Consider the following 22,838-nt stretch of genomic DNA (forward strand, 5'->3'; position numbering starts at 1 on the left):
GGTACCGCTGTGACATCTGCTGGGTCAATCCTCGGAGGCTCTCGATGTCCGGTTACCGGGTCAGTGACGTGATGACCCGACAGGTTGTCTACCTGTCGACGGAGACGCCCCTGGACGAGGCGGCCAGGGTGATGAAGGAGGCGGACATCGGCGACGTGGTGGTCACCGACGGCGCCACCCTCGCCGGGATGCTCACCGACCGGGACATCGTGGTCCGCGCGGTGGCCGAACGCAGCGATCCGGCGACCACCACGATCGGCTCGATCATCACTCGTGAGGTGGTGATGATCGAGCAGCACTGTTCGACGGCCGAGGCGGCGGCCCTGATGCGTGACCGGGGCGTCCGGCGGATCCTGGTCTGCGACACCGACCGCAAGCTGGTCGGCATCGTCTCCCTCGGTGACCTGGCGATGCAGCTGGATCCGAACTCGGCGCTCAGTGAGATCAGCGAGAAGGCGCCGGTGGTGTGAGGTGGTTGTGGTGTGAGGTGGTTGCAGGGGACCCCTCCTACCGTTTTCTGCCGAGGAGGGGTCCCCTGCAACCACGCCGGCGGGGTTGCGCGACCACGCCGGCAACGCCACGACCACGCCGGTAGCCTGGCGGGATGCCCGAGATGCCGGCCAGGCTGGCCGAGATCGTCGACGAGTTCGCCGCCGCCCCACGCGAGGTGGTGCTCGAGATGCTGTTGGAGTTCGCCGACGTCATCCCTCCGCTCCCGCCCGACCAGGTGGGCCACGAGGGTATGGAGCAGGTGCCGGAGTGCCAGACACCGTTCTTCCTCCGAGCCCGGGTCGCCCCGGACCGGACGGTGACCACCCTTTTCGACTGCCCGCCGGAGGCTCCCACCACCCGGGCCTTCGCCGGCATCCTGGCCGAGGGACTGGCCGGGGCCAGCGCGGACGAGGTGCTCGCCGTCCCGGACGACCTGTACCAGCGGATGGGGCTCGCCCAGGCGATCAGCCCGCTGCGGGTACGCGGCGGCACGGCGATCCTGGCCCGGCTCAAGCGGCAGGTCCGCGAACAGGTCGACTGAGGCGGTTCCGCGCTCGCCCGAGGAGCAGTGACACTGCGGAAGCTGACCACCGGTCCCGGTTCCGGGAACAGATCCGCCGGACGGCGGGTTGACCCGGGGCATGGAGATCGAGGTCTACGCCGACGTGGTCTGCCCCTGGTGCTACGTCGGGAAGCGCCGGCTGGAGCAGGCACTGGCGGCATACGAGGGCGAGGTGACCCTCCGCTACCGGCCGTTCCAGCTCGACCCGAGTCCGGTGTCCGAGCCCCGGCCGCTGATCGAGGGGCTGGGCGCAAAGTTCGGCGGGGTGGACCGGGCCCGGCAGATGGCCGACCACGTCGCCGGGGTGGCCGCCGGGGTGGGACTGAAGCTGGACTTCGACCGGGCGGTCACCGCGAACACGTTCGACGCGCACCGGCTGATCCGATTCGCCGACGGCCAGGGCCGGGCGGCGGACATGATCGAAGCCCTCTTCCGGGCCCACTTCACCGACGGCGTCGACATCGGCTCGCGCTCCGCCCTGGCCTCGCTCGCCACCACGGTCGACCTGGACGCCACCGAGGTCCGCGACTACCTCGACTCGGACGCCGGGGTCGCCGAACTGCGCGCGGAGCTGACCGAGGCCCGGAGCATCGGGGTGACCAGCGTGCCGACCTTTGTCCTCGCCGGCAAGTACGCGGTCAGCGGCGCCCAGGAGCCGGAGACCCTCCTCGCCGCCCTGGCCGAGGTGGCACGCCGGGAGTCGTCAGCCGACTGACCGGAGCCACCCGCACCAATGTTTCACGTGCAACAACATCGATCAGCGCTGATCACTCGACAGGCCTGGCCAGCCCCTCGATCACCTGCGCGTGAGGCAGGGCACCGAGCGCGGCCCCCGGCAACGCGATCTTGCTGTGTCGGACGCCCGACCCGACGATCACGTACGGAACGGCGACCACCCGGCTGTCCACCAGCACCGGCCACCCCTCGGGCAGCCCGATCGGGGTGATGCCGCCGTACTCCATGCCGGTCAGGTCGACCGCGTCGGCCATCGGGGCGAAGCTCGCCTTACGCACGTCCAGCGCCCGCCGGGCCACGCCGTTGACGTCGACCCGGGTGGCGGCGAGGACGACACACGCCGCGTAGCGGACGCTGCCCTCCCGTTTGCCGGCCACCACCACGCAGTTGGCGGACTCGTCCAGCCCCACCTCGTACGCGGCGCAGAAGGCAGCGGTGTCGGCGAGCGTCGCGTCGATCGGTGCGACCAGCACGTCCACCGGGTCGACCGGACCGTCGGCGGTCCACCGTCCGATCGCGGTGGCGACCGGCGGCGCGAGCAGATCCGGCCGGGTGCGGGCGGGCTCGGTCTTCAGCGTTCCCATCACACCGGCGATCCTCGCACCCGGCCAGCGGAAACACCTGCCGGGGCCGGCTGGGCGGGGCCGTGGCCCACCCGCTCGCGGTCAGTTGCCGGCGAGGAACCTCTCCGGCGCGAAGGGCCGTTCCTGTGGCGGGCCGGGTCGCAGCGTCTCCGCGCGGCGGGCGTCCAGGTCCTCCAGGGCGTGCCGGACGGCAATGCGGATCACGCCGTAGAGGAAGACGAAGCCAGCGACGTACAGGATCGTGACGAAGGCCATGGTGAGCATGCGGCCACGGTAGGGCGAACGTGAGTCGGGAACGGGTTCATCCGGCCAGCGTCCCCCGGACGGGTGTCAGGCGGTGGCCGGCACGACCCGTCCGGCGATCAGCGCGCCGACCACGAGAACCACGGCGAGCGGACCGCGCTACTGCCCCCCGTCGTGCGGCAGTGCGGCGCTCGCCGCGGCCCCGCAGGCCCGGCCGGTGCGCACGACCAGTCCGGCCAGGGCTGGTCCGACCAGCGACGGTACGACCCAGGCGGCGGCGAACACAGCGAATATCCGCGGGCAGCAGCACCCATCCTGTGTCCTCAACCCGACTTCAGGTCAACCCGCCGCGACCCGGATCTCGCTTCCCGTCACCGGTCGCCACGTCCGGCCGTCGCCCACGCCGCAGCCGTGGCGTTCCCGTCAGGCCGTCTCCATCGCCTCCCCCACGCCCCGCGCCAGCCCGGACAGGTGCTGGTCGGCCAGGAGGTGACCGGCGGTGATGACCAGGGCCAGCGGCCACTCGATCACCTGGAGCGCGGCCAGCACGCCCACTCCCGCGTAGTAGGCGACCTTGTCCGGCGGCAGCGTCACCTCACCGAGCAGCGGGACGTCCACTCGTCGCTCGTACGAGCGGACCCGCTCACGCGCCTCGTGCCGGGCTGGTGCTCTCATCTCCGCCTCCCCGCGTCGGCTCTGCTGTCGAGCAGGGCATTCCACCCCCGCCCCGGTTCATGCCGCCACACCGGCAGCGCACGGCACCTCCTGCCAGGTTCCGGGACGCGCTCCGCCCGTCAATCCCGATCCGGCCGGAAAAACCTCTCGGCGCGGGGCATGACGGGCCGAAGGGCGGGAAGCCAGGCCACGCGGAGCGAGGCGTGGGAGGCGAGATGGCGTACGACCTGCACGACGGCGACGGGGGACCGGACCGGCTCCCGGCCGGTCGTACCGCCGGATGATCCCGCTGGGCCGGATCGCCGGCCGGGTCCTTCCCCCTGTCGTGCCCCGACTGGTCGGCGACGCCTCCCGGAACGCGGGTACGGCGGCTGTCCGCCTGGCCCGGACCGCCGGCCTCACCTCCCGCCGGGTCTGGTCCCGACCCGGACGACACCACATCGAGGTGCACGGGGTCTGCCAGGACGGCGGCGACCGGCTGGCCCGCCAGGTCGAGAAGGCGCTGGAGAAGCTTCCCGGGGTGAGTTGGGCCCGGGTCAACGCGCCGTCCGGCCGGGTGGTGGTGGCCGTCGAGGAGCCGGAGCCCCGGCTCCGTGACCTGGTCCGGACGATCGATCGGGTGGAGCGTCGCAGCGACCACGAACCCGACCCGGACATCCCGCCGCCACACCCGCCCGAGGAGGGCCCGCAGACCCCCCGCACGCTCGGCGCGCTCGCCTCCGACGTCCTCGGCCTGACCCTCTCCGCCGCCACCCGGATCCTGCCGTTCACCCCGCTGCCCGGTGAGGCCGCCGGGTTCCTCGCGGCGGTCGACCTGCACCCGAAGCTGCACGCCCTGGCCGACCGGGGCCTGCGCGCGGACCCCCGGGCCGATCTGGTCTTCCCGCTCGCCGAGGCGGTGGTGCAGGGGCTTTCCGGCGGTTGGACCAGCCTGGTGCTCGACGGCGCGCAGCGGGTCGTCCAGTGGGGCGAGGCCCGCGCCCAGCAGAACGCCTGGAAACGCGCCGAGCCACAGCTCACCGGCGACCCGGACCGGGCCGTCGCCCGCGCGCCCACCCACGACCGGCCGCGCGCCAAACCGGACGGGCCCGTCGAGCGGTACGTCAACCGGGTGCTCCTCGCCGGGGCGGCGGCCGGGGCGGCGGCGCTGCCCGCGGTGGGCGGGAAGCGGGCCGCCGCGCTGGCCCTCGCCTCCCTGCCGAAGGCCCCCGGCTCCGGCCGCGAGGGGTATGCCGCGCAACTCGGCCGGATCCTGGCCCGCCGGGGCGTCATCGCGATGGACCGTGGCGTGCTGCGGGAACTCGACCGGATCGACACCCTCGTCCTGGACACGGCCGTGCTCGGATCCGACCGGGGAGCGCTGGTCGACCTGGCCCCGCTGGCCACCAGGGACGAGGAGGAGGTCGCCACCCGCGCCTTCGCCCTGTTCGACCCGGACGCACCACGACGGTGCCAGGAGGGGGACGGCTGGCGACTCGCGCCGCTGGACCGGCTCGACGTACGCGATCCGGGGGACACCGACGCCAGCCGGCGGCTCCGCGACGGCGGTGGTCTGCTGCTCGGGCTGGCCGAGGGGGAGTCCCTGGCGGCGGTGCTGCGGGTCGAGCCCGAGCCGGCACCGGGCGTCGACGCGTTGTCGGTCGCCGCCCGGCAGGCCGGTCTGCGGGTGGTGGTGAGCGGCGACGCCGCCCAGCGGTACGCCTTCGCCGACGCCGCCCTTCCCGGTGGACCACGTCTCGCCGAGACGGTACGGGCCCTCCAGTTCGACGGTGCGGTGGTGATGCTGGTGTCCGCCGACCGGGCGGCGCTCGGCGCCTCCGACTGCGGCCTCGGCACGGGTGGTCCCGACGACCCGCCGCCGTGGGGCGCGCACCTGCTCGTCGGCGCCGACCTGCGGACCTGCGCGTTGGTCGTCGAGGCGACCGGGGTGGCCCGCGGGATGAGCCGGCAGAACATCCGCCTCGCCGAGGCGGGTGCCGGGCTCGCCGCGCTCGGGGCGTTCACCGCCGACCGGGAGCTCCTGCCCGGCCGGGCCCTCGCCGCCGTGAACGGCGCAGCCGCGCTGGCCTTCGCGCACGGGGTCTGGCGGGCCCGACGACTACCCGACCGGACGGACACGCCGGCCCCGGCGCTCACCGCCTGGCACCTGATGCCGGTCGACGTGGTCCTCGACAGTCTCGGCACCACCCGGGACGGACTCGACGCGGCCGAGGCGGCCAGCCGGCGGCGCCAGGGCACTGGGAAGGGCACCGACGACGGCAGTCTGCTCCGGGCACTGGTCGACGAGCTCGCCAACCCGCTCACCCCGGTTCTCGCCGCCGGGGCGGCTCTCTCCGCGGCGTTCGGGTCGATCGTCGACGCCGCCCTGGTCGGTGGGGTCGTCGGCGGGTCCGCCCTGATCGGGGCGGTGCACCAGCGCAACACCGAGCGGTCCCTGGCCGAACTGCTCGCCCGGACCTCGGTGACCGCCCGGGTCCGGCGTGCCGGCGCCGAGCAGGTGGTGGCCGCCGACGACCTGGTCGTCGGAGACGTGGTCCTGCTCGAATCCGGGGACGCGGTACCCGCCGACTGCCGGATCCTGGAGTCGGTCGGGTTGGAGGCCGACGAGTCGTCGCTGACCGGGGAGTCGCTGCCGGTGGCCAAGACCGACCGACCGGTGGTGGCCGCCGCGGTCGCCGACCGGCGCTCGATGCTCTACGAGGGCAGCACCGTCGCCGCCGGGCACGGCACCGCCGTGGTGGTCGCCACCGGGGCCGACACCGAGGCGGGACGGAGCCTCGCGCTGGCCCGGCAGGGAGCGCCGGCCGGCGGGGTGGAGGCCCGGCTCGGCCGCCTGACCCGTGCGGCGCTCCCCCTCGCCGCCACCTCGGCGATCGCGGTGGCCGGGGCGGGGCTGCTGCGGGGCGTACCGCTGGCCGAGACGGCGGCGACCGCCGCGAACCTGGCCGTCGCGTCGGTGCCGGAGGGGCTGCCGTTCCTGGTCAGCGCCGCACAGCTCGCCGCGGCCCGGCGGCTCGCCGAGCACGGCGCGCTGGTCCGCAACCCGCGCACCATCGAGGCGCTGGGCCGGGTGGACGTGCTCTGCTTCGACAAGACCGGCACCCTCACCGAGGGACACCTCCGCCTCGCCGGGGTCGGCGACGGCGACCGGTACGCCCCGGTGGACCAGCTCGACGGGACACCTGCCCTACGGGCCACGCTCGCGGCGGCGCTGCGGGCCACCCCGGACTCGGCCGACCCGGCGGAACTGCCGGAGCAGACCGACCGGGCGATCCGCACCGGCTCCCGGCCCCTCGACGGGGTGGTCGAGCAGATCGGGGCCGGCGGCTGGCGGTCCGTCGGCGGGCTGCCGTTCGAGCCGTCCCGCGGCTACCACGCCACCCTGGGCGAGACCGACGACGGCCTGCTGCTGAGCGTGAAGGGCGCGCCGGAGCGGGTGCTGCCCCGCTGTGCCACCCGCCGGTCCGGCGACGGCACCGAGCGGTCCCTGGACGACGCCGACCGGACCCGCTTGCAGGATGCCCTGGCCGAACGGGCCGGAGCCGGACACCGGGTGCTCGCGCTCGCCGAGCGGCGGATGACCGACCGGGAGGTCACCGACGACGAGGTACGTGAGCTGGTCTTCGTGGGCTACCTGACCCTCGCCGACGGGGTGCGGGAGAGCGCCGCGCCAGCCGTGCACCGGATCCGGCAGGCCGGCGTGCACACCATCATGATCACCGGCGACCATCCGGCTACCGCCGAGGCCATCGCCTCGATCATCAGCACCGACAGCGAACAGCGGGTGGTCACCGCCGCCGAACTGGACCAGCTCGACGACGAGGCGCTCGCCGCCCGCCTCGCCCGCACCGACGTGGTCGCCCGCTGCACCCCGACCCACAAGGTACGGATCATCCAGGCGCTCCAGAAGTGCGGCCGGGTCGTCGCGATGACCGGGGACGGCGCGAACGACGCCCCCGCGATCCGCCTCGCCGACGTCGGCATCGCCCTCGGCCAGCGGGGCACCCCGGCCGCCAAGGCCGCCGCCGACCTGGTGGTCACCGACGACCGCCTGGAGACCATCATCGCCACCCTGGTCGAGGGGCGGGCCATGTGGTCCTCGGTCCGCCACGCGCTGAGCATCCTGGTCGGCGGCAACCTGGGCGAGATCGCGTTCAGCGTGCTCACCGCCGCCGCGACCGGCCGGTCCGCGCTCACCGGCCGGCAACTGCTCCTGGTCAATCTCCTCACCGACCTGGTGCCGGCGATGGCCATCGCGGTCCGACCACCGGGCTCCCACCACGGCGACCACCTGCTGCGCGAGGGACCGGACACCTCCCTCGGGGAGACCCTGAACCGGGAGATCGGGCTGCGGGCCGCCGCCACCACCCTCGGCGCGACCGCCGGCTGGACACTCGCCCGCTGGACGGGCAGCCAACGGCGGGCCGGCACGGTGGCCCTCGCCTCCCTGGTCGGCACCCAGCTCGGACAGACCGTCCTCGCCGGGGGCACCAGTCCGACGGTGCTCGCCTCCACCGCGGCCTCGGTCGGCGCGCTGGTCGCCGTGGTGCAGACCCCCGGGGTCAGCCAGTTCTTCGGCTGCACACCGCTCGGACCGGTCGGCTGGACCATCGCCGCAGGCTCCGCGATCGGGGCCACCCTCGGCAACGGCACCCTCAGCAGGCTGGTGGACCGCCTGCCCCGGCCACCGTCCTGACGGTCTCCGATCGCCGGGTCAGCCCGGCCACCCCGAGCCATGCACGACGTACCGGACCTGCTCGCAGACAATCCGGTTGGCCGGGCCGGCCGCCGCTCGTACCGTGACGGGATGCTCGGACGCCTCGCGCGAATCGGCGTCCGGACCGGTCCGCCCCGGCCAGAATGGTGCCGAAGGGGGCGAACCGTGGATCTGCTGAGCGTCCTGCCGCTCGCCCTGGTGATGGTCGCCGGCCCGCAGATCATCAGCGCGGTCTTCCTCGCCTCCGGTCGGAACGCCCGCCGCGCCTCGCTGGCCTTCGTCCTGGGCGCCGGGTTCGCCCTGCTCGTCGGGCTCGGGTTCTGGTACGTCGTCTTCCACGCCGTACGACGAACCGTCGACGTGCCGGGCGGGGACGACGGCGCCCGTCGCCTCCTCGACTGGGTGGTCCTGGTCGTGCTGGTGGCGCTGATCCCGGCGGTCTACGTCCGGCGCGGCCGGCGGCCGAGGTGGATGGGTCGGCTGGCGGAGGCCGGTCCCCGGCTCGCGTTCGGGCTGGGCTTCCTGCTCCTCGCCGCCATGCCCACCGACGAGGCCACCATGCTGACCGTGGCGGCGAGCCTGGCCGGTCACCACCGGCCGTGGTGGCATCTGCTGCCGTTCGCCGGCTTGACGCTGCTGCTGCTCGCGCTGCCGCTGCTGGCCTCGGTCCTCCTGGGTCGGCGTGCCGTGGCCGTGCTGCCGAGGATCCGCGACTGGGCCGAGACACACGCATGGGTGGTCAGCGAGGCGGTCATCCTGGTCTTCCTCGCCACCGTGGTCCGCGACCTGGTCAAGTCGGTCGGTTGACGTGTGCGGCGATACTCGGCGGAATGAACGACCTCGCGGATCCGAACGGGACACCGACTCCGGTCGGCCGAGACCGACGTCGACACTCCCTGCGGACGGCGGTCGTCCTGGCCCTCGCCTGCGGCGTCGTGGCCGCCGCCGTCGTCCTGTGGTGGCCCCGGACGATGGTCGTCCGGGTCGTCGACCAACCGCCGGAGGTCGTGTACGCCGACGGTTCGGCGCACTTCGCCGTGCTGACGCACGTCCGCGCGCCGATCGCGGCGGTCCGGCCGTCGCAGGACGTCTCCTCCGCCGTCAACCACTACGCGGTCGTCCTGGGTCGCGATCCGGGCGGCAGCTACGGACACCGGGTCCGCCTCGACGCGACGGGCATGGACCCGACCGAGCTGACCGTCGAGTGGACCGCCGACGGCGTGTGGCTCTCCTATCCGTCCGGTCATCGGGTCTTCGTACCCGCGACCCACTTCACCGGCGGCCGGTGAGCGACCGAGTTCGGCTGCGGGTAGCGGCCGGACGGCCGGGAGCTCTCACGACGATCGCTCGGCGGGGACGGACAGCGGCAGTTCCGAGGGCGCGGGCAGGAGCACCGAGAACACTCGGACGAGCGGGCGGAAACCCGCGCTGTCGTAGATCCGGCGTGCGGGGTTGCCGTCCGCCACCGACAGGCCGACCGCCGGCAGCCCTGCCTCGTGCGCACCGCGCAACGCGTGCGTGAGCAGAGTCCGCCCGAATCCACGACCCTGCGCGCGGGGCGTCACGGCGAGGTTGACGATCCAGGCGCAGGCGTCGTCGGTCCACGGCACCGGTCCGGCGCACAGGACGTGGCCGGCGCTGCGTCCGTCGGGATCCACCAGCCGGGCCGAGGCCGCCAGCAGCGGCGGTACCGGCTCGCCACCGTCGAACATCGCCCGAACCTGCTCGGTGTGCCGGGCCTGCCACCGACCGTCCGGATGGTCCGGGCCGTACGCCGCTGCCAGTCCTTCGGCCAGGTCGTCGTCCCAGCCCGGACTGCCCAGGGACCATCCGGCAGGCAACGCCACCGGCGCGGGCACCCGGGTCAGACCGTGACGCATGTCGGTCGCGGCCCGGTGCAACTCGACACCGCCGGCCACCAATACCGCCACCAGGCCATCGTCCGACGTTTCCAGCCGGTAGCCGGCGAGATCGCGGCGCACCTGCTCGGCAAGCTGGCTCCGCACCGTCCCGGGCAGCGGGCTGACCGCAGTTGCGACGCGCTTTCCCGCCTCGTCACGAAGGCGCATCCGGGCCAGTTCCGTGCCGTCGTCGGCGACGAGCAACGAGTCGGCGCGGTCCTCTGGATCTGGGCGTACCGGCATCGCGCGAGCGTAGTGGCCGTACGGTCGGACTCCATCGGAGAGGGCGGCAGCGGTCGCGCGCGTCGCACCGACGAGGTTCCCCACATGCAGCACCGGACTGCCCCCGCGAAGGGACGGGGAACCATCCCGGTCACCGGGTGGTCGTGTCACCCCGAGCGTGCTGTGGAGCTGCCCGCACCAACGGGGCACCCGTGATCTCCAGCACCGACGGCACCGGGACGGTCAGCCACGCGGCCACAGCCTCGCACCGCGCACGCCGATCCGATCCGCTAGCACAGACGGGGCAGCTCCACAGCGTCCGACCAGGACACCCTCCGCCCGGCGGCGGCCGACTTCTGCTGGTGAAGCTCAGGGGAGTTGGGTGCCGTTCCTGTCGCGGTGACGGGCGTCCGGCGTCGCCAGGTGCCAGGCCTTGGCAACGGTTCTGCTTATTCGGTAGACCAGAAAGACCACCCAGCCGATCGCGGCAAGTGCGCCGGCCACGGCGAGCCCGGTGAAGAGCAGCCAGGTGCTGCCGCCCTGGGCAGCGAAGACACCCCTGCGGGCGCCGGTGTCGCGGGCCGCCACGGTGGCCCCTGCGGTCAGCTCATCCGGCCCGTCGTAGACGATGACGTCGCTACGCGGCGTTCCACCCTCGTCCGGGACGAAGTCGCCGTGCCAGGTGCAGTTGCGGCCGCACGTCTCGTAGCGCGCGATGAAGGTGCCCGCCGTGCCGTCACCGGACTTCGCCTGCCAGGCCGAGGCGACGTCGGGCACGGCGAGGGACAGTCCGAGGAGGGCAAGGAGGGGAAGCCCAACCCAGAGCAGGAACTTCATCCCCCAGCCAGCTGTGCCATTTGCCACGAGCACACCGTAACGAGACCGGTCCAGCCGCAGTCTCCAGCGGTGGTCGCTGACGAAGAACGAGGAATCCCGATCGGAAGCAGCAGTCCCGGACAGAGAGAAACCCCGTGACGTGCACGGAAGTGAGGTGGAGCCCAGGGGACTCGAACCCCTAACCCCTGCCTTGCAAAGGCAGTGCTCTGCCAGTTGAGCTAGGGCCCCGAAAGGGCGGGAGCAACCCGCCCGGGTTCGGCCTTATCGAAGGTCGGGAGCGGTGGTCGCCTCGTGCCACAGGGCGCGCTCGTCGTTCGACGCCTTGATCCGCTGGGCAACGACAACCGCCACACCAACCACGCCGACCAGCAACAGAAGCTTCTTCACCATGGGGCGTCCCCTCGCTCGACTGCCGTCCGACGGTGTGCGGTGGGGCTAGCTGGAATCGAACCAGCGACCTCAGAGTTATCAGCTCTGCGCTCTAACCGACTGAGCTATAGCCCCGTGTGCGACGAGCAACATTAACCCATCCGTGCGTCCCGCCCAAAATCGGGGTCGGGCGTCGCGCACCGTCGTTGACGAACCTACCCCGACGACCGACGCCGGGGCGACCGCTTTCGCGGTGCCCCGGCGTCACGCGTTTCCCGGGTCGACTCAGTCCCGCTCGGCGAGAGTGAGTTCGACCCCACCGACCAGGTCGGCACAGACGTTGTAGACGAACGCCCCCAGCGTGGCGAGCGCCGTGAACAGGACGACGTTGACCAGCCCGAGCAGCGCCGAGCTGAGGATCACGCCCTTGGCGGTGATCTGGAAGCCGTCCGCGCCCTGTCCACCACCGGCGCTGACCAGGTCGGTCAGGCTCTCGTTGACGCTCTGGAACACGCCCATCGCGTCGAGCGCCAGGTAGAGCACCGACGTGGCGACCACCACGACGATGAAGAGCACCACGGAGACCGCGAAGGCGAACTTCATCACCGACCACGGGTCGATCCGCTTGAGGTTCAGCCGGGCCCGCCGGGGGCCGCGCGAGGCGGCCGAGCTGACCGAGCTACGCGCGGCGCGTACCGCCTCGTTGACCCGGGCCGCCCCGACCGCCGCGGCACCGCCGACCCCCGGCGGCAGCCCGCCACCGTTGGGCCGGGCGACGCCCGGTCGCGCCGTGTCCGGCGGGGTGCCGGCACCGACCCGCGGCTGGGTGCCCGTCGTGGCTGTCTGGGCGGCCTTTGTGGGGATCGGCTGTGTCGTCGTGGCCGGACGGGCCGCACCGGAGACCGGTGTCGCCCCGGCCGATGTCGGCGCGTCGACGTTGATCGCCTCGGTCCGGTCGCCCTTCTCCGCCTCGTCGGCGGTGGGCTTGTCCGGCGGCGGTGCCATCCCCGGAGCCCGGGTGAACTTCGGGGCAGGCGCGTCAGCGGGAACCGTGGCCCGGCCCACCGCAGCGCGTCCGGACGCGGGTGCACCGCCCTTCGCGGCATCCTCGTCGACCGGTTTGGCCGAGGTCCCCTTGTTCCCCGACTTCGCCTGTGTCTCCGTCATCAACTAGTCCTGTTCGTCAGGCTCGTCGGCATTGCGAGCAATCGCCACGATAGTTACGCCGTCCGGGAGGTCCATCAGCTTGACCCCCATTGTGTTCCGATCCCGCGTACGGCGTACAGGCTTCACCGGAGTTCGGATGACGCCACCGTTGCTGGTGATCGCGAAGAGCTCGTCGTCCGGGCTGATCACGACGGCGCCGACGAGGCCCCCGCGGCGTTCTGTGATCTTCGCGGTCAACACGCCCTTACCTCCCCGGCCCTGCACCGGGTATTCCTCGATGGGGGTCCGCTTCGCGTATCCCCCGTTCGTGGCCACCAGGACGTCCATGCCCTCCCGGACGACCTCCATGGCCAGCAGTTCGTCCTCGTCACTGAAGCGCATGCCGATCACGCCCGTGGTGGCCCGCCCCATCGGTCGCAGCGCCTCGTCACTCGCGTTGAACCGGATGGCCTGTGCGTTCTTGGAGACCAGCAGCAGGTCGTCGTGCGGGGCGCACAGGGCGGCACCGACCAGCTCGTCCTCGTCGCGCAGGTTGATCGCGATGATGCCGCCCGAGCGGTTGGAGTCGAACTCCTCGAGCTTCGTCTTCTTCACCAGGCCGTTCTTCGTGGCCAGTACCAGATAGGGGGCTACCTGGTAGTTCGGAATCTCAATGATCTGTGCGATCTGCTCCTCCGGTTGGAAGGCGAGCAGATTGGCCACGTGCTGGCCCTTGGCCACCCTACTGGCCTCCGGAAGCTCGTACGCCTTGGCCCGGTACACCCGCCCCTTGTTGGTGAAGAACAGGATCCAGTCGTGGGTCGAGCAGACGAAGAAGTGGCTGACGATGTCGTCCTGTCGCAGCGTGGCGCCGCTGACCCCCTTGCCGCCCCGCCGCTGGGAACGGTAGAGGTCGACCTTGGTCCGCTTGGCGTACCCGGTCCGGGTGATGGTGACCACGACGTCCTCGCGGGCGATCAGGTCCTCCATCGAGACCTCGCCGTCGAACGGCACGATCTTCGTACGCCGCTCGTCGCCCCACTTGGCGACGATCTCGCCCAGCTCCTCGGAGACGATCCGCCGCTGCCGTTCCGGCTTCGCCAGGATGTCCTTCAGGTCCGCGATCTCGATCTCGAGCTTCGCCAGGTCGTCCAGGATCCGCTGCCGCTCCAGCGCGGCGAGGCGGCGCAGCTGCATGTCGAGGATCGCGGTGGCCTGGATCTCGTCGATCGTCAGCAGCCGGATCAGGCCCTGCCGGGCGTCCTCGACCGTGGGCGAGCGCCGGATCAGCGCGATCACCTCGTCCAGCGCGTCGAGCGCCTTGGAGAGGCCGCGAAGGATGTGCGCCCGCTCCTCGGCCTTGCGCAGCCGGAACGCCGTCCGCCGCCGGATCACCTCGATCTGGTGCTCGACGTAGTAGCGGATGAACTGCGCGAGGTTGAGCGTGCGCGGCACCCCGTCGACCAGCGCCAGCATGTTGGCGCCGAAGGTCTCCTGGAGCTGGGTGTGCTTGTAGAGGTTGTTCAGCACCACCTTGGCGACCGCGTCGCGCTTGAGCACCAGCACGATCCGCATGCCGGTACGCCCGGAGGACTCGTCCCGGATGTCGGCGATGCCGCCGAGCTTGCCCTCCTTGATCAGCTCGGCGATACGCTCGGCCAGGTTGTCCGGGTTGACCTGGTAGGGCAGTTCGCTGACGACCAGGCAGGGACGCCCCCGCTTGTCCTCCTCGACCTCCACCACGGCACGCATCCGGATCGAGCCCCGACCCGTGCGGTACGCGTCCTGGATCGCGGTCGTACCGACGATCAGGCCGTGGGTCGGGAAGTCCGGGCCCTTCACGATCTCCAGCAGCGCGTCGAGGGTGGTGGCCTCGTCCTCCTCCGGGTGCTCCAGGCACCACTGGACGGCCGCGCCGATCTCCCGCAGGTTGTGCGGCGGGATCTTGGTGGCCATGCCGACCGCGATGCCCTCGGAACCGTTGATCAGCAGGTTCGGGATCCGCGACGGCAGGATGGTGGGCTCCTTGGCCCGCCCGTCGTAGTTGTCCTGGAGGTCGACGGTGTCCTCGTCGATGTCCCGCAGCATCTCCATCGCCAGCGGGTCGAGCTTGCACTCGGTGTAGCGCATCGCGGCGGCCGGGTCGTTGCCCGGGGAGCCGAAGTTGCCGTTGCCGTCGACCAGCGGGTACCGCAGTGACCAGGTCTGCGCCATCCGGACCAGCGCGTCGTAGATCGCCGAGTCGCCGTGCGGGTGGAACTGGCCCATCACGTCGCCGACGACGCGGGAGCACTTCACGTAGCCGCGGTCCGGCCGGTAGCCGGAGTCGAACATGGCGTAGAGGATCTTGCGGTGGACCGGCTTGAGCCCGTCCCGCACGTCCGGCAGCGCCCGACCGACGATGACGCTCATCGCGTAGTCGAGGTAGGAGCGCTGCATCTCCACCTCGAGGCCGACCGGCTCGATCCGGTCGTGCGCCACTACCGCGGCGGTCGCGTCCGGGGTCTCCGGCTCGTTAGGGGTGGACTCGGGAGTATCGGTCACTGTTAACCCTTATCAGACTCAGAGTCGTTTTCGTGCTGTGGATAACGGCTGTGGATACCGGCGAAGCTGTGGATAACTCTGTGGACGGGTGAACCCCCGGAAGCTCTCCGGCGACCCACCGGCGACCATCAGATGTCCAGGAAGCGCACGTCCTTGGCGTTCCGCTGGATGAACGAGCGGCGAGCCTCGACGTCCTCGCCCATCAGGACGCTGAACAGCTCGTCGGCGACCGCCGCGTCGTCGAGCGTGACCTGGCGCAGGGTCCGGGTCGCCGGGTTCATCGTGGTCTCCCACAGCTCGGGGTAGTTCATCTCGCCGAGACCCTTGAACCGCTGGATGTCGTCCGGCTTGGCGTTCGCCTTCTTCTGCTGGCGCAGCGCGATCAGCCCGTCCCGTTCCCGGTCGGAGTAGGCGTACTGGGCGTCGTCGCCCTTCTTGTTCCACTTGATCTTGTAGAGCGGCGGGGCAGCCAGGTACACGTGGCCCAGTTCCACCAACGGACGCATGAAGCGGAACAGGAGGGTGAGCAGCAGGGTCTGGATGTGCTGGCCGTCCACGTCCGCGTCGGCCATCAGCACCACCTTGTGGTAGCGCAGCTTCTCCATGTCGAAGTCGTCGTGGATGCCGGTGCCCAGCGCGGTGATCAGCGCCTGGACCTCGTTGTTCTTCAACACCCGGTCGATCCGGGCCTTCTCCACGTTCAGGATCTTGCCCCGGATCGGCAGGATCGCCTGGGTGCGCGGGTCCCGTCCCTGCTTGGCCGAGCCACCGGCCGAGTCGCCCTCGACGATGAAGACCTCGGACTCGCGCGGGTCGGTCGACTGGCAGTCGGCCAGCTTGCCCGGCATCGAGCCGGACTCCAGCAGCGACTTGCGGCGGGCCAGCTTCCGGGCCTGCTGCGCGGCGATCCGGGCCCGGGCGGCCTGGGACGCCTTGGTGATGATGACCTTCGCCTCGGCCGGGTTCCGGTCGAACCAGTCGACCAGCCACTCGTTGCAGACCCGCTGGACGAAGCTCTTCACCGGGGTGTTGCCGAGCTTGGTCTTGGTCTGCCCCTCGAACTGCGGGTTCGCCAGCTTGACCGAGATGATCGCGGCGAGCCCCTCGCGGATGTCCTCGCCGGAGAGCTTCTCGTCCGACTTCAGCAGCTTCTTCTCGGTGCCGTACTTGTTGACGAGGCTGGTCAGCGCGGCGCGGAAGCCCTCCTCGTGGGTGCCACCCTCATGGGTGTTGATGGTGTTCGCGAAGGTGTAGACCGACTCGCCGTAGGACTCGTTCCACTGCATGGCGATCTCGACGGACATGCCCTCCTCCTCGCCGGCGAACTCGACCACCGTCTTGTGGATCGGGTTCTTCGAGGCGTTGAGGTGCCGGACGAAGTCGGCGATGCCGCCCTTGTAGCAGAAGGTGACCTCGCGCTGGCGGCCGTCCTCGTCCTCGGGCACCCGCTCGTCGAGGAGGTGGATGGTGAGGCCCCGGTTCAGGAAGGCCATCTCCTGGAGCCGCCGGTAGATGGTCTGGAAGTCGAAGTCGACCGTCTCGAAGACGTCCGGGTCGGGCCAGAAGGCGACCGCCGAGCCGGTGCGGTCGGTGGTCTCGCCCTTGTCCAGCGGGCTCGGCTTGGAGGCGGTGTACTGCTGCCGCCAGACGAAGCCGTCCTTGTGGATCTCCACGGCCATCCGGGTGGAGAGCGCGTTCACGACGGACACGCCGACGCCGTGCAGACCGCCGGAGACCGCGTACGCCTTGCCGTCGAACTTGCCGCCGGCGTGCAGCACGGTCAGCGCGACCTCGACGCCGGGCTTCTTCAGCTTGGGGTGCAGGTCGACCGGGAAGCCCCGGCCGTTGTCGGTGACCCGGACGCCACCGTCGGCCAGCAGCACCACGTCGATGGTGTCGCAGTGACCCGCCAGCGCCTCGTCGACCGCGTTGTCGACGACCTCCCACACGAGGTGGTGCAGACCACGTTCCCCGGTGGACCCGATGTACATGCCGGGCCGCTTCCGGACCGCCTCCAGCCCTTCGAGGACGGTGATCGACTCGGCGCCGTACTCCTGCTTGTTCTGCGCTGCCACCCTCGGCCACTTTCTCGCGCCGTCCGCGCCGGGAGGGCGCGTCGGGCGCGGGTTCGGCGGACAGGACGCGACGTCGGGCGCGGGGACCGGCACCAGGTAACCTCCGGGGTACGGCCGAACACGCCGGTCGCCGCGGTTGCCCGCGGATCGCGATCAACTCGATACGACGCAGGTACGTCGGGGCCCGGCCGGGTCCGTGGCGTCACTCCGCGCCAGAATCGTCGTCTCGCCTCCAATCCTACTGTGCGCAGCCGACAGAACCACCACTCGGCACCCCTTGAAGGCGGCTCAGACCTCCGCTGCGGCCCGAATCGCGCCTCCCGTAACTCCCCCTACACGAGCGGCCCTGATCGTGGGCGCGGTTGCCGACGGTCGGGCCACCGACACCACCCGCGACGGGTACGCCCCGGGGTCGCGCGGAGTACGCACGGTGCCGTACCTTGGCGGCGCCGCCCGGGGTGCCGCTCTTGATCTTTAGGCGGCAGAATCGGACGATCGGACCAACTGGCTACGTGCACTTAAGAGGTGACGCCCGATGGGGCTGGACAACGTCGCGGTGGTCTGGCCGCGGACCGGCCGGTTCTACGACCCGGTGGCACCGGCCGAGTTCGTGGACTTCGGCGAGATCGTGGAGATGCCCCAGATCTCCGCACCGACCGCGGCTCTCGCCGAGCTGATCGCCAAGACCGGCACGGTGCGGGCGACCGCGTACACCGAACTCGTGGACCTCCTGCTCGGCCTGGAAAATGTGCTCTACGCCACGGAGAACGCCGCCGAGGACGAGGACCCGGTGATCGACCCGGACGGCTGCGGCTGGATCGCGGACGGGCTGGAGCGTTTCGTCGCCCGGCACCGCGAGCACGGTGAACCGGTCACTTTCGACTCGGTCAGCGCCGTGCTGCGGGCGCTGCTGGCCGACAACCGCCTCGCCGAGCAACAGCTCCGCTGGCTCGACAGCCGGCTCGACGGGCTCCGCGACGAGGCCGGCGACCCGCCGCAGTGGAACTTCACCTGTGCCGAGCTGGCCGTGCTCGCCGCCTTCTACCGCCGTTGCGCCGAACGCGGTTTCGCCGTCTACGCCGCCACCTGACCGGTTCGTCCCCATGAGCCGACCGCCGCCCCGATCGGGGCGGCGGTCGGGGCGGATCAGCCGTAGGTGTCGCGGGGGCCGCGACCACGCACGCGTCGGGGCCCCCGGGACCAGGACGGCGCGGCCGGGCCGTGGATGTGCAGCTTGCGGACCACGTTGTGGCCGACCTCACGGGCGATCTGCTTGAGCAGTGAGCCGGCCAGCAGACGGAGCTGGGTGGCCCACGCGGTCGACCTGGCCTCGACGGTGAGCTCGCCGTCCTCCAGTTTCACCGGGCGGCTGTGCTGGGCGATCTCCGATCCCACCACCCGTTCCCACGCACCGAAGACGGTGGCCTCCGCCGCCGGCTGCTCCCAGCCCCGTGCCTTCACCAACCGGCTGAGCACCGCGCCGAGCAACTGCGGGTCCCGGGGGTCCGGTCCCGGACCGGAGTAGCCGCGCAGCCGCCGCTGACCGTCGCCACCCGCGCCGGCCGCGCTGCGCCGCCGGGGGGTGGTTGCCTCCCGGCGGGCCTTCGCCGCGTCCAGCACCGCCCGGGCCAGCTGCGGGCCGGAGGCACCGGCCGGCAGGTCGGCACCGGCGCTCCCGCCGGTTCCCGCCGGGCGTGCGCCGGCCGTGGTGTCGCCCGCGCCTCCACCGGCCTGGTCGGACGCCGAGCCGGTCGGACGGGTTCCAGCCCCCTCCCCGGGGCCGGTCGCCCGTTGGCCTTTGCTCCCGGCCGCGCGGGCGCGACCGGCGGCGTTCCGGGCCGTGCCGGCGGCGGGACGGGGCCGGAGCGGGTCATCCGACACGACGTACCGTCCCCTCGTCGACCTGGTAGCGGGCACTCCGCAGGGCCACCGGAACGTCGTCGTCCACGGCACAGGTCACCAGGAGCTGTGCGGCCCCGCCGACCAGGCCGGCCAGCCGTTCCCGACGGCCGGCGTCCAACTCGGCGAAGACGTCGTCGAGCACCAGCACCGGCTCGATCCCGTCCGAGCGGAGCAGGTCGTACGCGGCCAGCCGCAGGGCGAGCGCGAACGACCAGGACTCGCCGTGGCTGGCGTACCCCTTGGCGGGCAGCGGGCCGAGGGTGAGCACGAGATCGTCCCGGTGCGGGCCGACCAGGGTGGTCCCCCGCTCCACCTCGGCGGTCCGGGCCTCCGCCAGCGCGGCGGTCAGCGCCTCGGTGAGGGTGGCCCGGTCCGGCACCGGCTCGGCCAGCTCCACCGACGGCCGGTACGCGATGCCGGCCTCCGCCCGCCCGGCGGCGACCGCGTCGTAGGCCTTGGTGACGTGTGGCGTGAGCGCGGCGACCAGTTCCAGCCGCCCGGCGAGCAGTTCCGCGCCGTGCCGGGCCAGGTGGGTGTCCCAGACCGCCAGGGTGGAGAGGTCCCCGCCCCGGGTGCCGCCGGTCTTGCGCGCCAGGTAGGCGGTACGCAGCAGGGCGTTGCGCTGCTTGACCACCCGCTCGTAGTCGGCCCGCACCCCGGCGTACCGGGGCTGGCGGAGCACCAGCAGGTCGTCGAGGTAGCGGCGGCGTTCGGCCGGGTCGCCCCGGACGAGTTCGAGATCCTCCGGGGCGAACAGCACCAGCCGCAACGCGCCGAGCACGTCCCGCGCCCGTCGGGCCGGGGACCGTCCGAGCCGGGCCCGGTTGGCCTTCCCCGGGACGATCTCCAGCTCGACCAGGAGTTCCCGGCCCTCGTGCACCACGGCGCAACGGATCACCGCCGACTCGGCACCGAGCCGCACCAGCGGGGCGTCGGTGGCGACCCGGTGGCTGTCCAGGGTCGCCACGTAGCCGAGCGCCTCGACGAGGTTGGTCTTGCCGACCCCGTTCGCCCCGACCAGGACGTTCGCCCCCGGTTCGAGGTCGACGCCGACCCGCTCGTACGAGCGGAAGTCGACCAGTTCGAGCCGGCGGACGTACACGGCGGAGCGGATGCCGGTCAGCGCTTGCGGACGGCGTGCCCGCCGAACTGCTGGCGCAGCGCGGCAACGGCCTTCATCGCGGGCGAGTCGTCCTGGCGGGAGGCGAACCGGGCGAAGAGCGAGGCAGTGATGACGTTCAGCGGCACGGCGAGCCGGACCGCCTCGTCGACCGTCCAGCGCCCCTCACCGGTGTCCTCGGTGTAGCCGCTCAGCTCGGCCAGCTCCGGGTCCTCGTCCAGGGCCCGGTCGAGCAGGTCCAGCAGCCAGGAGCGGACCACGGTGCCCTCGCGCCAGGACTTGAACACCCCGGGCACGTTGGTCACCAGCTCGGAGGCGGCCAACAGCTCGTAGCCCTCGGCGTAGGCGTGCATCAGGCCGTACTCGATGCCGTTGTGCACCATCTTCGCGTAGTGCCCGGCACCGACCGGCCCGGCGTGCACGAAGCCGAACTCGCCCTCCGGCTTGAGCGCCTCGAAGATCGGCATCAGCCGCCCGACGTGCTCCTCCGAGCCGCCGACCATCAGGGCGTAGCCGTTCTGCCGGCCCCACACCCCGCCGGAGACACCGACGTCGAGGTAGCCGATGCCCTGCTCGTTCAGCCGCTCGGCGCGCGGGGCGTCGTCGCTGAAGCGGGAGTTGCCGCCGTCGATGACGATGTCGCCGGAGTCGAGCAGGGCGGCCAGCTCGTCGATGGTCGCGTCGGTGACCCCGGCCGGCACCATCACCCAGACGGCGCGCGGCGCCGCCAGCTTCTCGACCAGCTCCGTCAGGGAGGCGACGTCGCTCAGCTCCGCGTTGTGGTCGAAGCCGACCACCTCGTGCCCGGCGGCGCGCAGCCGCTCGCGCATGTTGCCGCCCATGCGGCCGAGTCCTACCAGGCCGAGCTGCATCTGTACCTACCTCCGGTGGTTCTGGTTCGGGGTGTGTGCGCGATCAGCGGGAGACCCGGATCGGCATGATCAGGTACCGGTACCCCGGAATGACCTCGCCATCCTCGCCGGCCGGAGAAATCACGGCGGGCTTCAGCGCGTCGACGAAGGCGAGCATGGCGGTCTGGGCACCCAGGTTCGCCAGGCCGTCGATCAGGTACTGCGGGTTGAAGCCGACGGTCAGCGCGTCGCCGGTGAAGGTCGCGTCCATGGCTTCGCTGGCCCGCGCCTCCTCGGTGCCGCCGGCCTCCACGACCAGCCCGTCCGAGCTGAAGCTGAGCAGCACCGGAGTGGTCCGCTCGGCGACCAGGGCGACCCGCTTGACCACCTCGATCAGGGTGCTCACCGACACCCGGGCCTCGGCGTTGTGGCTCGGCGGGAAGAGCGACCGGACCGGCGGGTAGTTCGCGCCGTCGAGCAGCCGGCTGGTGGTCCGGCGGGTGCCGCCGGAGAAGCCGATCATGCCCTCACCGGCCGCTCCCTGCGACAGGGCCAGGGTCACCTCGCCGCCGAGCGGGCCGAGCGCCTTGGCGGTGTCGTGCAGCGTCCGGGCCGGGACCAGGGCGTTGATGCTGACTCCGGCGTCGTCCGGACGCCACTGCATCTCGCGCAGGGCGAGGCGGTAGCGGTCGGTGGCGAGCATGGCGAGGGTGTCGCCGTTCAACTCCAGCCGGACGCCGGTCATCATCGGCAGGGTCTCGTCCCGGCCGGCGGCCACCGCGACCTGGGCGACCGCTGCGGCGAAGGCGGCGGCGTCCACCGTGCCGGCGCTCTCCGGCATCTCCGGCAGGGCGGGGTAGTCCTCCACCGGCATGGTGGGCAGCGTGAACCGGGCACTCCCGCAGACCAGTTCGAGGTGCGCGCCGACAGCGGCGATGTCGACCGGCTTGCCGGGCAGGGCCTTGGTGATCTCGGCCAGCAGGCGACCGGAGACCAGCGCGGCGCCGTCGGCGTCACCCTGCACCTCGACGGTGACCTGGCTGGAGACTTCGTAGTCGAAGCCGGAGACCTGCAGGTTCCCGTCGGTGACCCGGAGCATCACTCCGGCGAGCACCGGTACGGACGGCCGGTTGGGGAGGCTCTTCGCGGTCCACGCCACAGCCTCGGCGAGCGCGTCGCGCTCCACTCGGAACTTCATCAATGCCTCCGCGTCGACGTCAGCGACAACTCTCTCATGCCGACCGCTGCCCACCGTCCCGCCCGACCGTGCGGGTACCCATCGCACCTTAGGGCGCGTGGGCATCGGCTGTGCGCCCGACCCCGTGGATCGGGTCGTGAGCCTGCTCCGGCCGGAGGCTGACGACCCTGTCCACAGGAAGTCCAACGGTGATGATTGGTTTTTGTTCTCTTCAAAGAGATAACCCATCGTCTTCATCGCACCTGTGCAAACTGTGGGTAAGTCGCGTTTTCGCAGGTCAGAGGCGTTATCCACCGGTGGTTTACCTGTGGAGAACCATGGGTACAACTCGCGTACTTGTCCACAGGCGCCGTCCCGGGCCTCGTTGTCCACCGTCGTCCACCGGTTATCCACCGGTTATCCACGGACTTTCTCCCCAGACCTGTGGACGAGCGGACCGACGCCGGCGGCCGTTGTCCCCAGAACCTTCAACAGGCCGTCCACAGGTGGCCGCCAACCGGTGGACAACCGATGGGCTGTCCACAACCATCCACAGTGTCGTCCCCAGGGTTTTTCCACAACCTGTGGGTAACCGGGTCGAGGCCCACCGTAGTTATCCACTGCCTGTGGATAACTTGCTGTGGACAAGTCGGTCTTGCTGTGGACAGGCGTGAGGGGGTGTGGGT

21 protein-coding genes and 2 tRNA genes are annotated in these 22,838 nt (G+C 71.8%); 7 read left to right on the forward strand and 16 right to left on the reverse strand.

The features are described 5' to 3' along the window. Positions 1–44 precede the first annotated feature (44 nt). The 3 genes from GA0070618_RS09670 (at position 45) to GA0070618_RS09680 (ending at position 1,769) form a co-directional block, all read left to right on the forward strand. The gene (locus tag GA0070618_RS09670) at positions 45–470 is read left to right on the forward strand and encodes a CBS domain-containing protein (RefSeq protein WP_088981346.1); all 426 of its coding nucleotides are present in this window, start codon (positions 45–47) and stop codon (positions 468–470) included. 134 nt (positions 471–604) lie between these two features. Then, a complete protein-coding gene (locus tag GA0070618_RS09675; RefSeq protein WP_088981347.1) occupies positions 605–1,033 on the forward strand; it encodes a SufE family protein in 429 nt (142 codons plus the stop codon). Between the two features lie 100 nt (positions 1,034–1,133). Continuing rightward, positions 1,134–1,769, forward strand: coding sequence for a DsbA family oxidoreductase (locus GA0070618_RS09680; protein ID WP_088981348.1), 636 nt, complete (start codon positions 1,134–1,136; stop codon positions 1,767–1,769). A 52-nt stretch (positions 1,770–1,821) separates the two neighbouring features. Here GA0070618_RS09680 and GA0070618_RS09685 read toward each other — a convergent pair whose 3' ends face one another. The 4 genes from GA0070618_RS09685 to GA0070618_RS09695 form a co-directional block, all read right to left on the reverse strand. Further along, the gene (locus tag GA0070618_RS09685) at positions 1,822–2,373 is read right to left on the reverse strand and encodes a YbaK/EbsC family protein (RefSeq protein WP_088981349.1); all 552 of its coding nucleotides are present in this window, start codon (positions 2,371–2,373) and stop codon (positions 1,822–1,824) included. 81 nt (positions 2,374–2,454) lie between these two features. Then, on the reverse strand, positions 2,455–2,637 hold the full coding sequence (locus tag GA0070618_RS09690; RefSeq protein WP_088981350.1) for a hypothetical protein: 183 nt from the start codon (positions 2,635–2,637) through the stop codon (positions 2,455–2,457). A gap of 138 nt (positions 2,638–2,775) precedes the next feature. Next, positions 2,776–2,901 carry a hypothetical protein gene (locus GA0070618_RS35155; protein WP_269148482.1) on the reverse strand — a complete coding sequence of 42 codons (126 nt, stop codon included), beginning with the start codon at positions 2,899–2,901 and terminating at the stop codon, positions 2,776–2,778. A 138-nt stretch (positions 2,902–3,039) separates the two neighbouring features. Then, positions 3,040–3,291 carry a hypothetical protein gene (locus GA0070618_RS09695; RefSeq protein WP_088981351.1) on the reverse strand — a complete coding sequence of 84 codons (252 nt, stop codon included), beginning with the start codon at positions 3,289–3,291 and terminating at the stop codon, positions 3,040–3,042. Between the two features lie 280 nt (positions 3,292–3,571). On the opposite strand from GA0070618_RS09695, the gene GA0070618_RS09700 reads away from it, so the two are divergent. From GA0070618_RS09700 to GA0070618_RS09710, 3 genes are all read left to right on the forward strand, one after another. After that, the gene (locus tag GA0070618_RS09700; protein ID WP_088981352.1) at positions 3,572–7,987 is read left to right on the forward strand and encodes a cation-translocating P-type ATPase; all 4,416 of its coding nucleotides are present in this window, start codon (positions 3,572–3,574) and stop codon (positions 7,985–7,987) included. Between the two features lie 186 nt (positions 7,988–8,173). Further along, entirely contained in the window at positions 8,174–8,815 is a 642-nt protein-coding gene (locus GA0070618_RS09705; protein ID WP_088981353.1) for a GAP family protein, read from the forward strand. A 23-nt stretch (positions 8,816–8,838) separates the two neighbouring features. Further along, a complete protein-coding gene (locus GA0070618_RS09710) occupies positions 8,839–9,297 on the forward strand; it encodes a hypothetical protein (RefSeq protein ID WP_088981354.1) in 459 nt (152 codons plus the stop codon). 45 nt (positions 9,298–9,342) lie between these two features. Here GA0070618_RS09710 and GA0070618_RS09715 read toward each other — a convergent pair whose 3' ends face one another. The 8 genes from GA0070618_RS09715 to gyrB form a co-directional block, all read right to left on the reverse strand. Further along, complete coding sequence (locus GA0070618_RS09715; RefSeq protein WP_088981355.1) at positions 9,343–10,152, reverse strand: GNAT family N-acetyltransferase; 810 nt, start codon at positions 10,150–10,152, stop codon at positions 9,343–9,345. Positions 10,153–10,500: 348 nt separating this feature from the next. Continuing rightward, on the reverse strand, positions 10,501–10,995 hold the full coding sequence (locus tag GA0070618_RS09720) for a hypothetical protein (RefSeq protein WP_143740322.1): 495 nt from the start codon (positions 10,993–10,995) through the stop codon (positions 10,501–10,503). A 128-nt stretch (positions 10,996–11,123) separates the two neighbouring features. Then, positions 11,124–11,196, reverse strand: a tRNA-Ala gene (locus GA0070618_RS09725). A 33-nt stretch (positions 11,197–11,229) separates the two neighbouring features. Then, entirely contained in the window at positions 11,230–11,358 is a 129-nt protein-coding gene (locus GA0070618_RS34605) for a DLW-39 family protein (protein ID WP_211296303.1), read from the reverse strand. Between the two features lie 40 nt (positions 11,359–11,398). Beyond that, positions 11,399–11,472, reverse strand: a tRNA-Ile gene (locus tag GA0070618_RS09730). 150 nt (positions 11,473–11,622) lie between these two features. Continuing rightward, positions 11,623–12,504 carry a DUF3566 domain-containing protein gene (locus GA0070618_RS09735; RefSeq protein ID WP_088981357.1) on the reverse strand — a complete coding sequence of 294 codons (882 nt, stop codon included), beginning with the start codon at positions 12,502–12,504 and terminating at the stop codon, positions 11,623–11,625. A 3-nt stretch (positions 12,505–12,507) separates the two neighbouring features. Next, positions 12,508–15,027 (reverse strand): DNA gyrase subunit A, encoded by a 2,520-nt coding sequence (gyrA, locus tag GA0070618_RS09740; RefSeq protein ID WP_088981358.1) that lies wholly within the window; start codon positions 15,025–15,027, stop codon positions 12,508–12,510. Between the two features lie 128 nt (positions 15,028–15,155). Continuing rightward, positions 15,156–17,102, reverse strand: coding sequence for a DNA topoisomerase (ATP-hydrolyzing) subunit B (gene gyrB / locus GA0070618_RS09745; RefSeq protein ID WP_088981359.1), 1,947 nt, complete (start codon positions 17,100–17,102; stop codon positions 15,156–15,158). Positions 17,103–17,637: 535 nt separating this feature from the next. Here gyrB and GA0070618_RS09750 point away from each other — a divergent pair. Then, positions 17,638–18,192 carry a hypothetical protein gene (locus GA0070618_RS09750; RefSeq protein ID WP_088981360.1) on the forward strand — a complete coding sequence of 185 codons (555 nt, stop codon included), beginning with the start codon at positions 17,638–17,640 and terminating at the stop codon, positions 18,190–18,192. Positions 18,193–18,248: 56 nt separating this feature from the next. Here GA0070618_RS09750 and GA0070618_RS09755 read toward each other — a convergent pair whose 3' ends face one another. Genes GA0070618_RS09755 through dnaN form a run of 4 tightly spaced genes read right to left on the reverse strand, consistent with a single transcriptional unit; the run spans position 18,249 to position 22,173 of the window. After that, positions 18,249–18,983, reverse strand: a complete 735-nt coding sequence (locus GA0070618_RS09755; RefSeq protein WP_331253133.1) for a DciA family protein — start codon at positions 18,981–18,983, stop codon at positions 18,249–18,251. Then, positions 18,973–20,106, reverse strand: a complete 1,134-nt coding sequence (gene recF, locus GA0070618_RS09760; RefSeq protein ID WP_088981361.1) for a DNA replication/repair protein RecF — start codon at positions 20,104–20,106, stop codon at positions 18,973–18,975. Before recF ends, GA0070618_RS09755 begins: the two co-directional genes overlap by 11 nt. A gap of 17 nt (positions 20,107–20,123) precedes the next feature. After that, positions 20,124–20,996 (reverse strand): phosphogluconate dehydrogenase (NAD(+)-dependent, decarboxylating), encoded by an 873-nt coding sequence (gnd, locus tag GA0070618_RS09765; RefSeq protein WP_088981362.1) that lies wholly within the window; start codon positions 20,994–20,996, stop codon positions 20,124–20,126. Between the two features lie 43 nt (positions 20,997–21,039). Next, the gene (gene dnaN / locus GA0070618_RS09770; protein ID WP_088981363.1) at positions 21,040–22,173 is read right to left on the reverse strand and encodes a DNA polymerase III subunit beta; all 1,134 of its coding nucleotides are present in this window, start codon (positions 22,171–22,173) and stop codon (positions 21,040–21,042) included. Positions 22,174–22,838 lie beyond the last annotated feature (665 nt).

The organism is Micromonospora echinospora, assembly GCF_900091495.1.
Taxonomy (GTDB): Bacteria; Actinomycetota; Actinomycetes; order Mycobacteriales; family Micromonosporaceae; genus Micromonospora; species Micromonospora echinospora.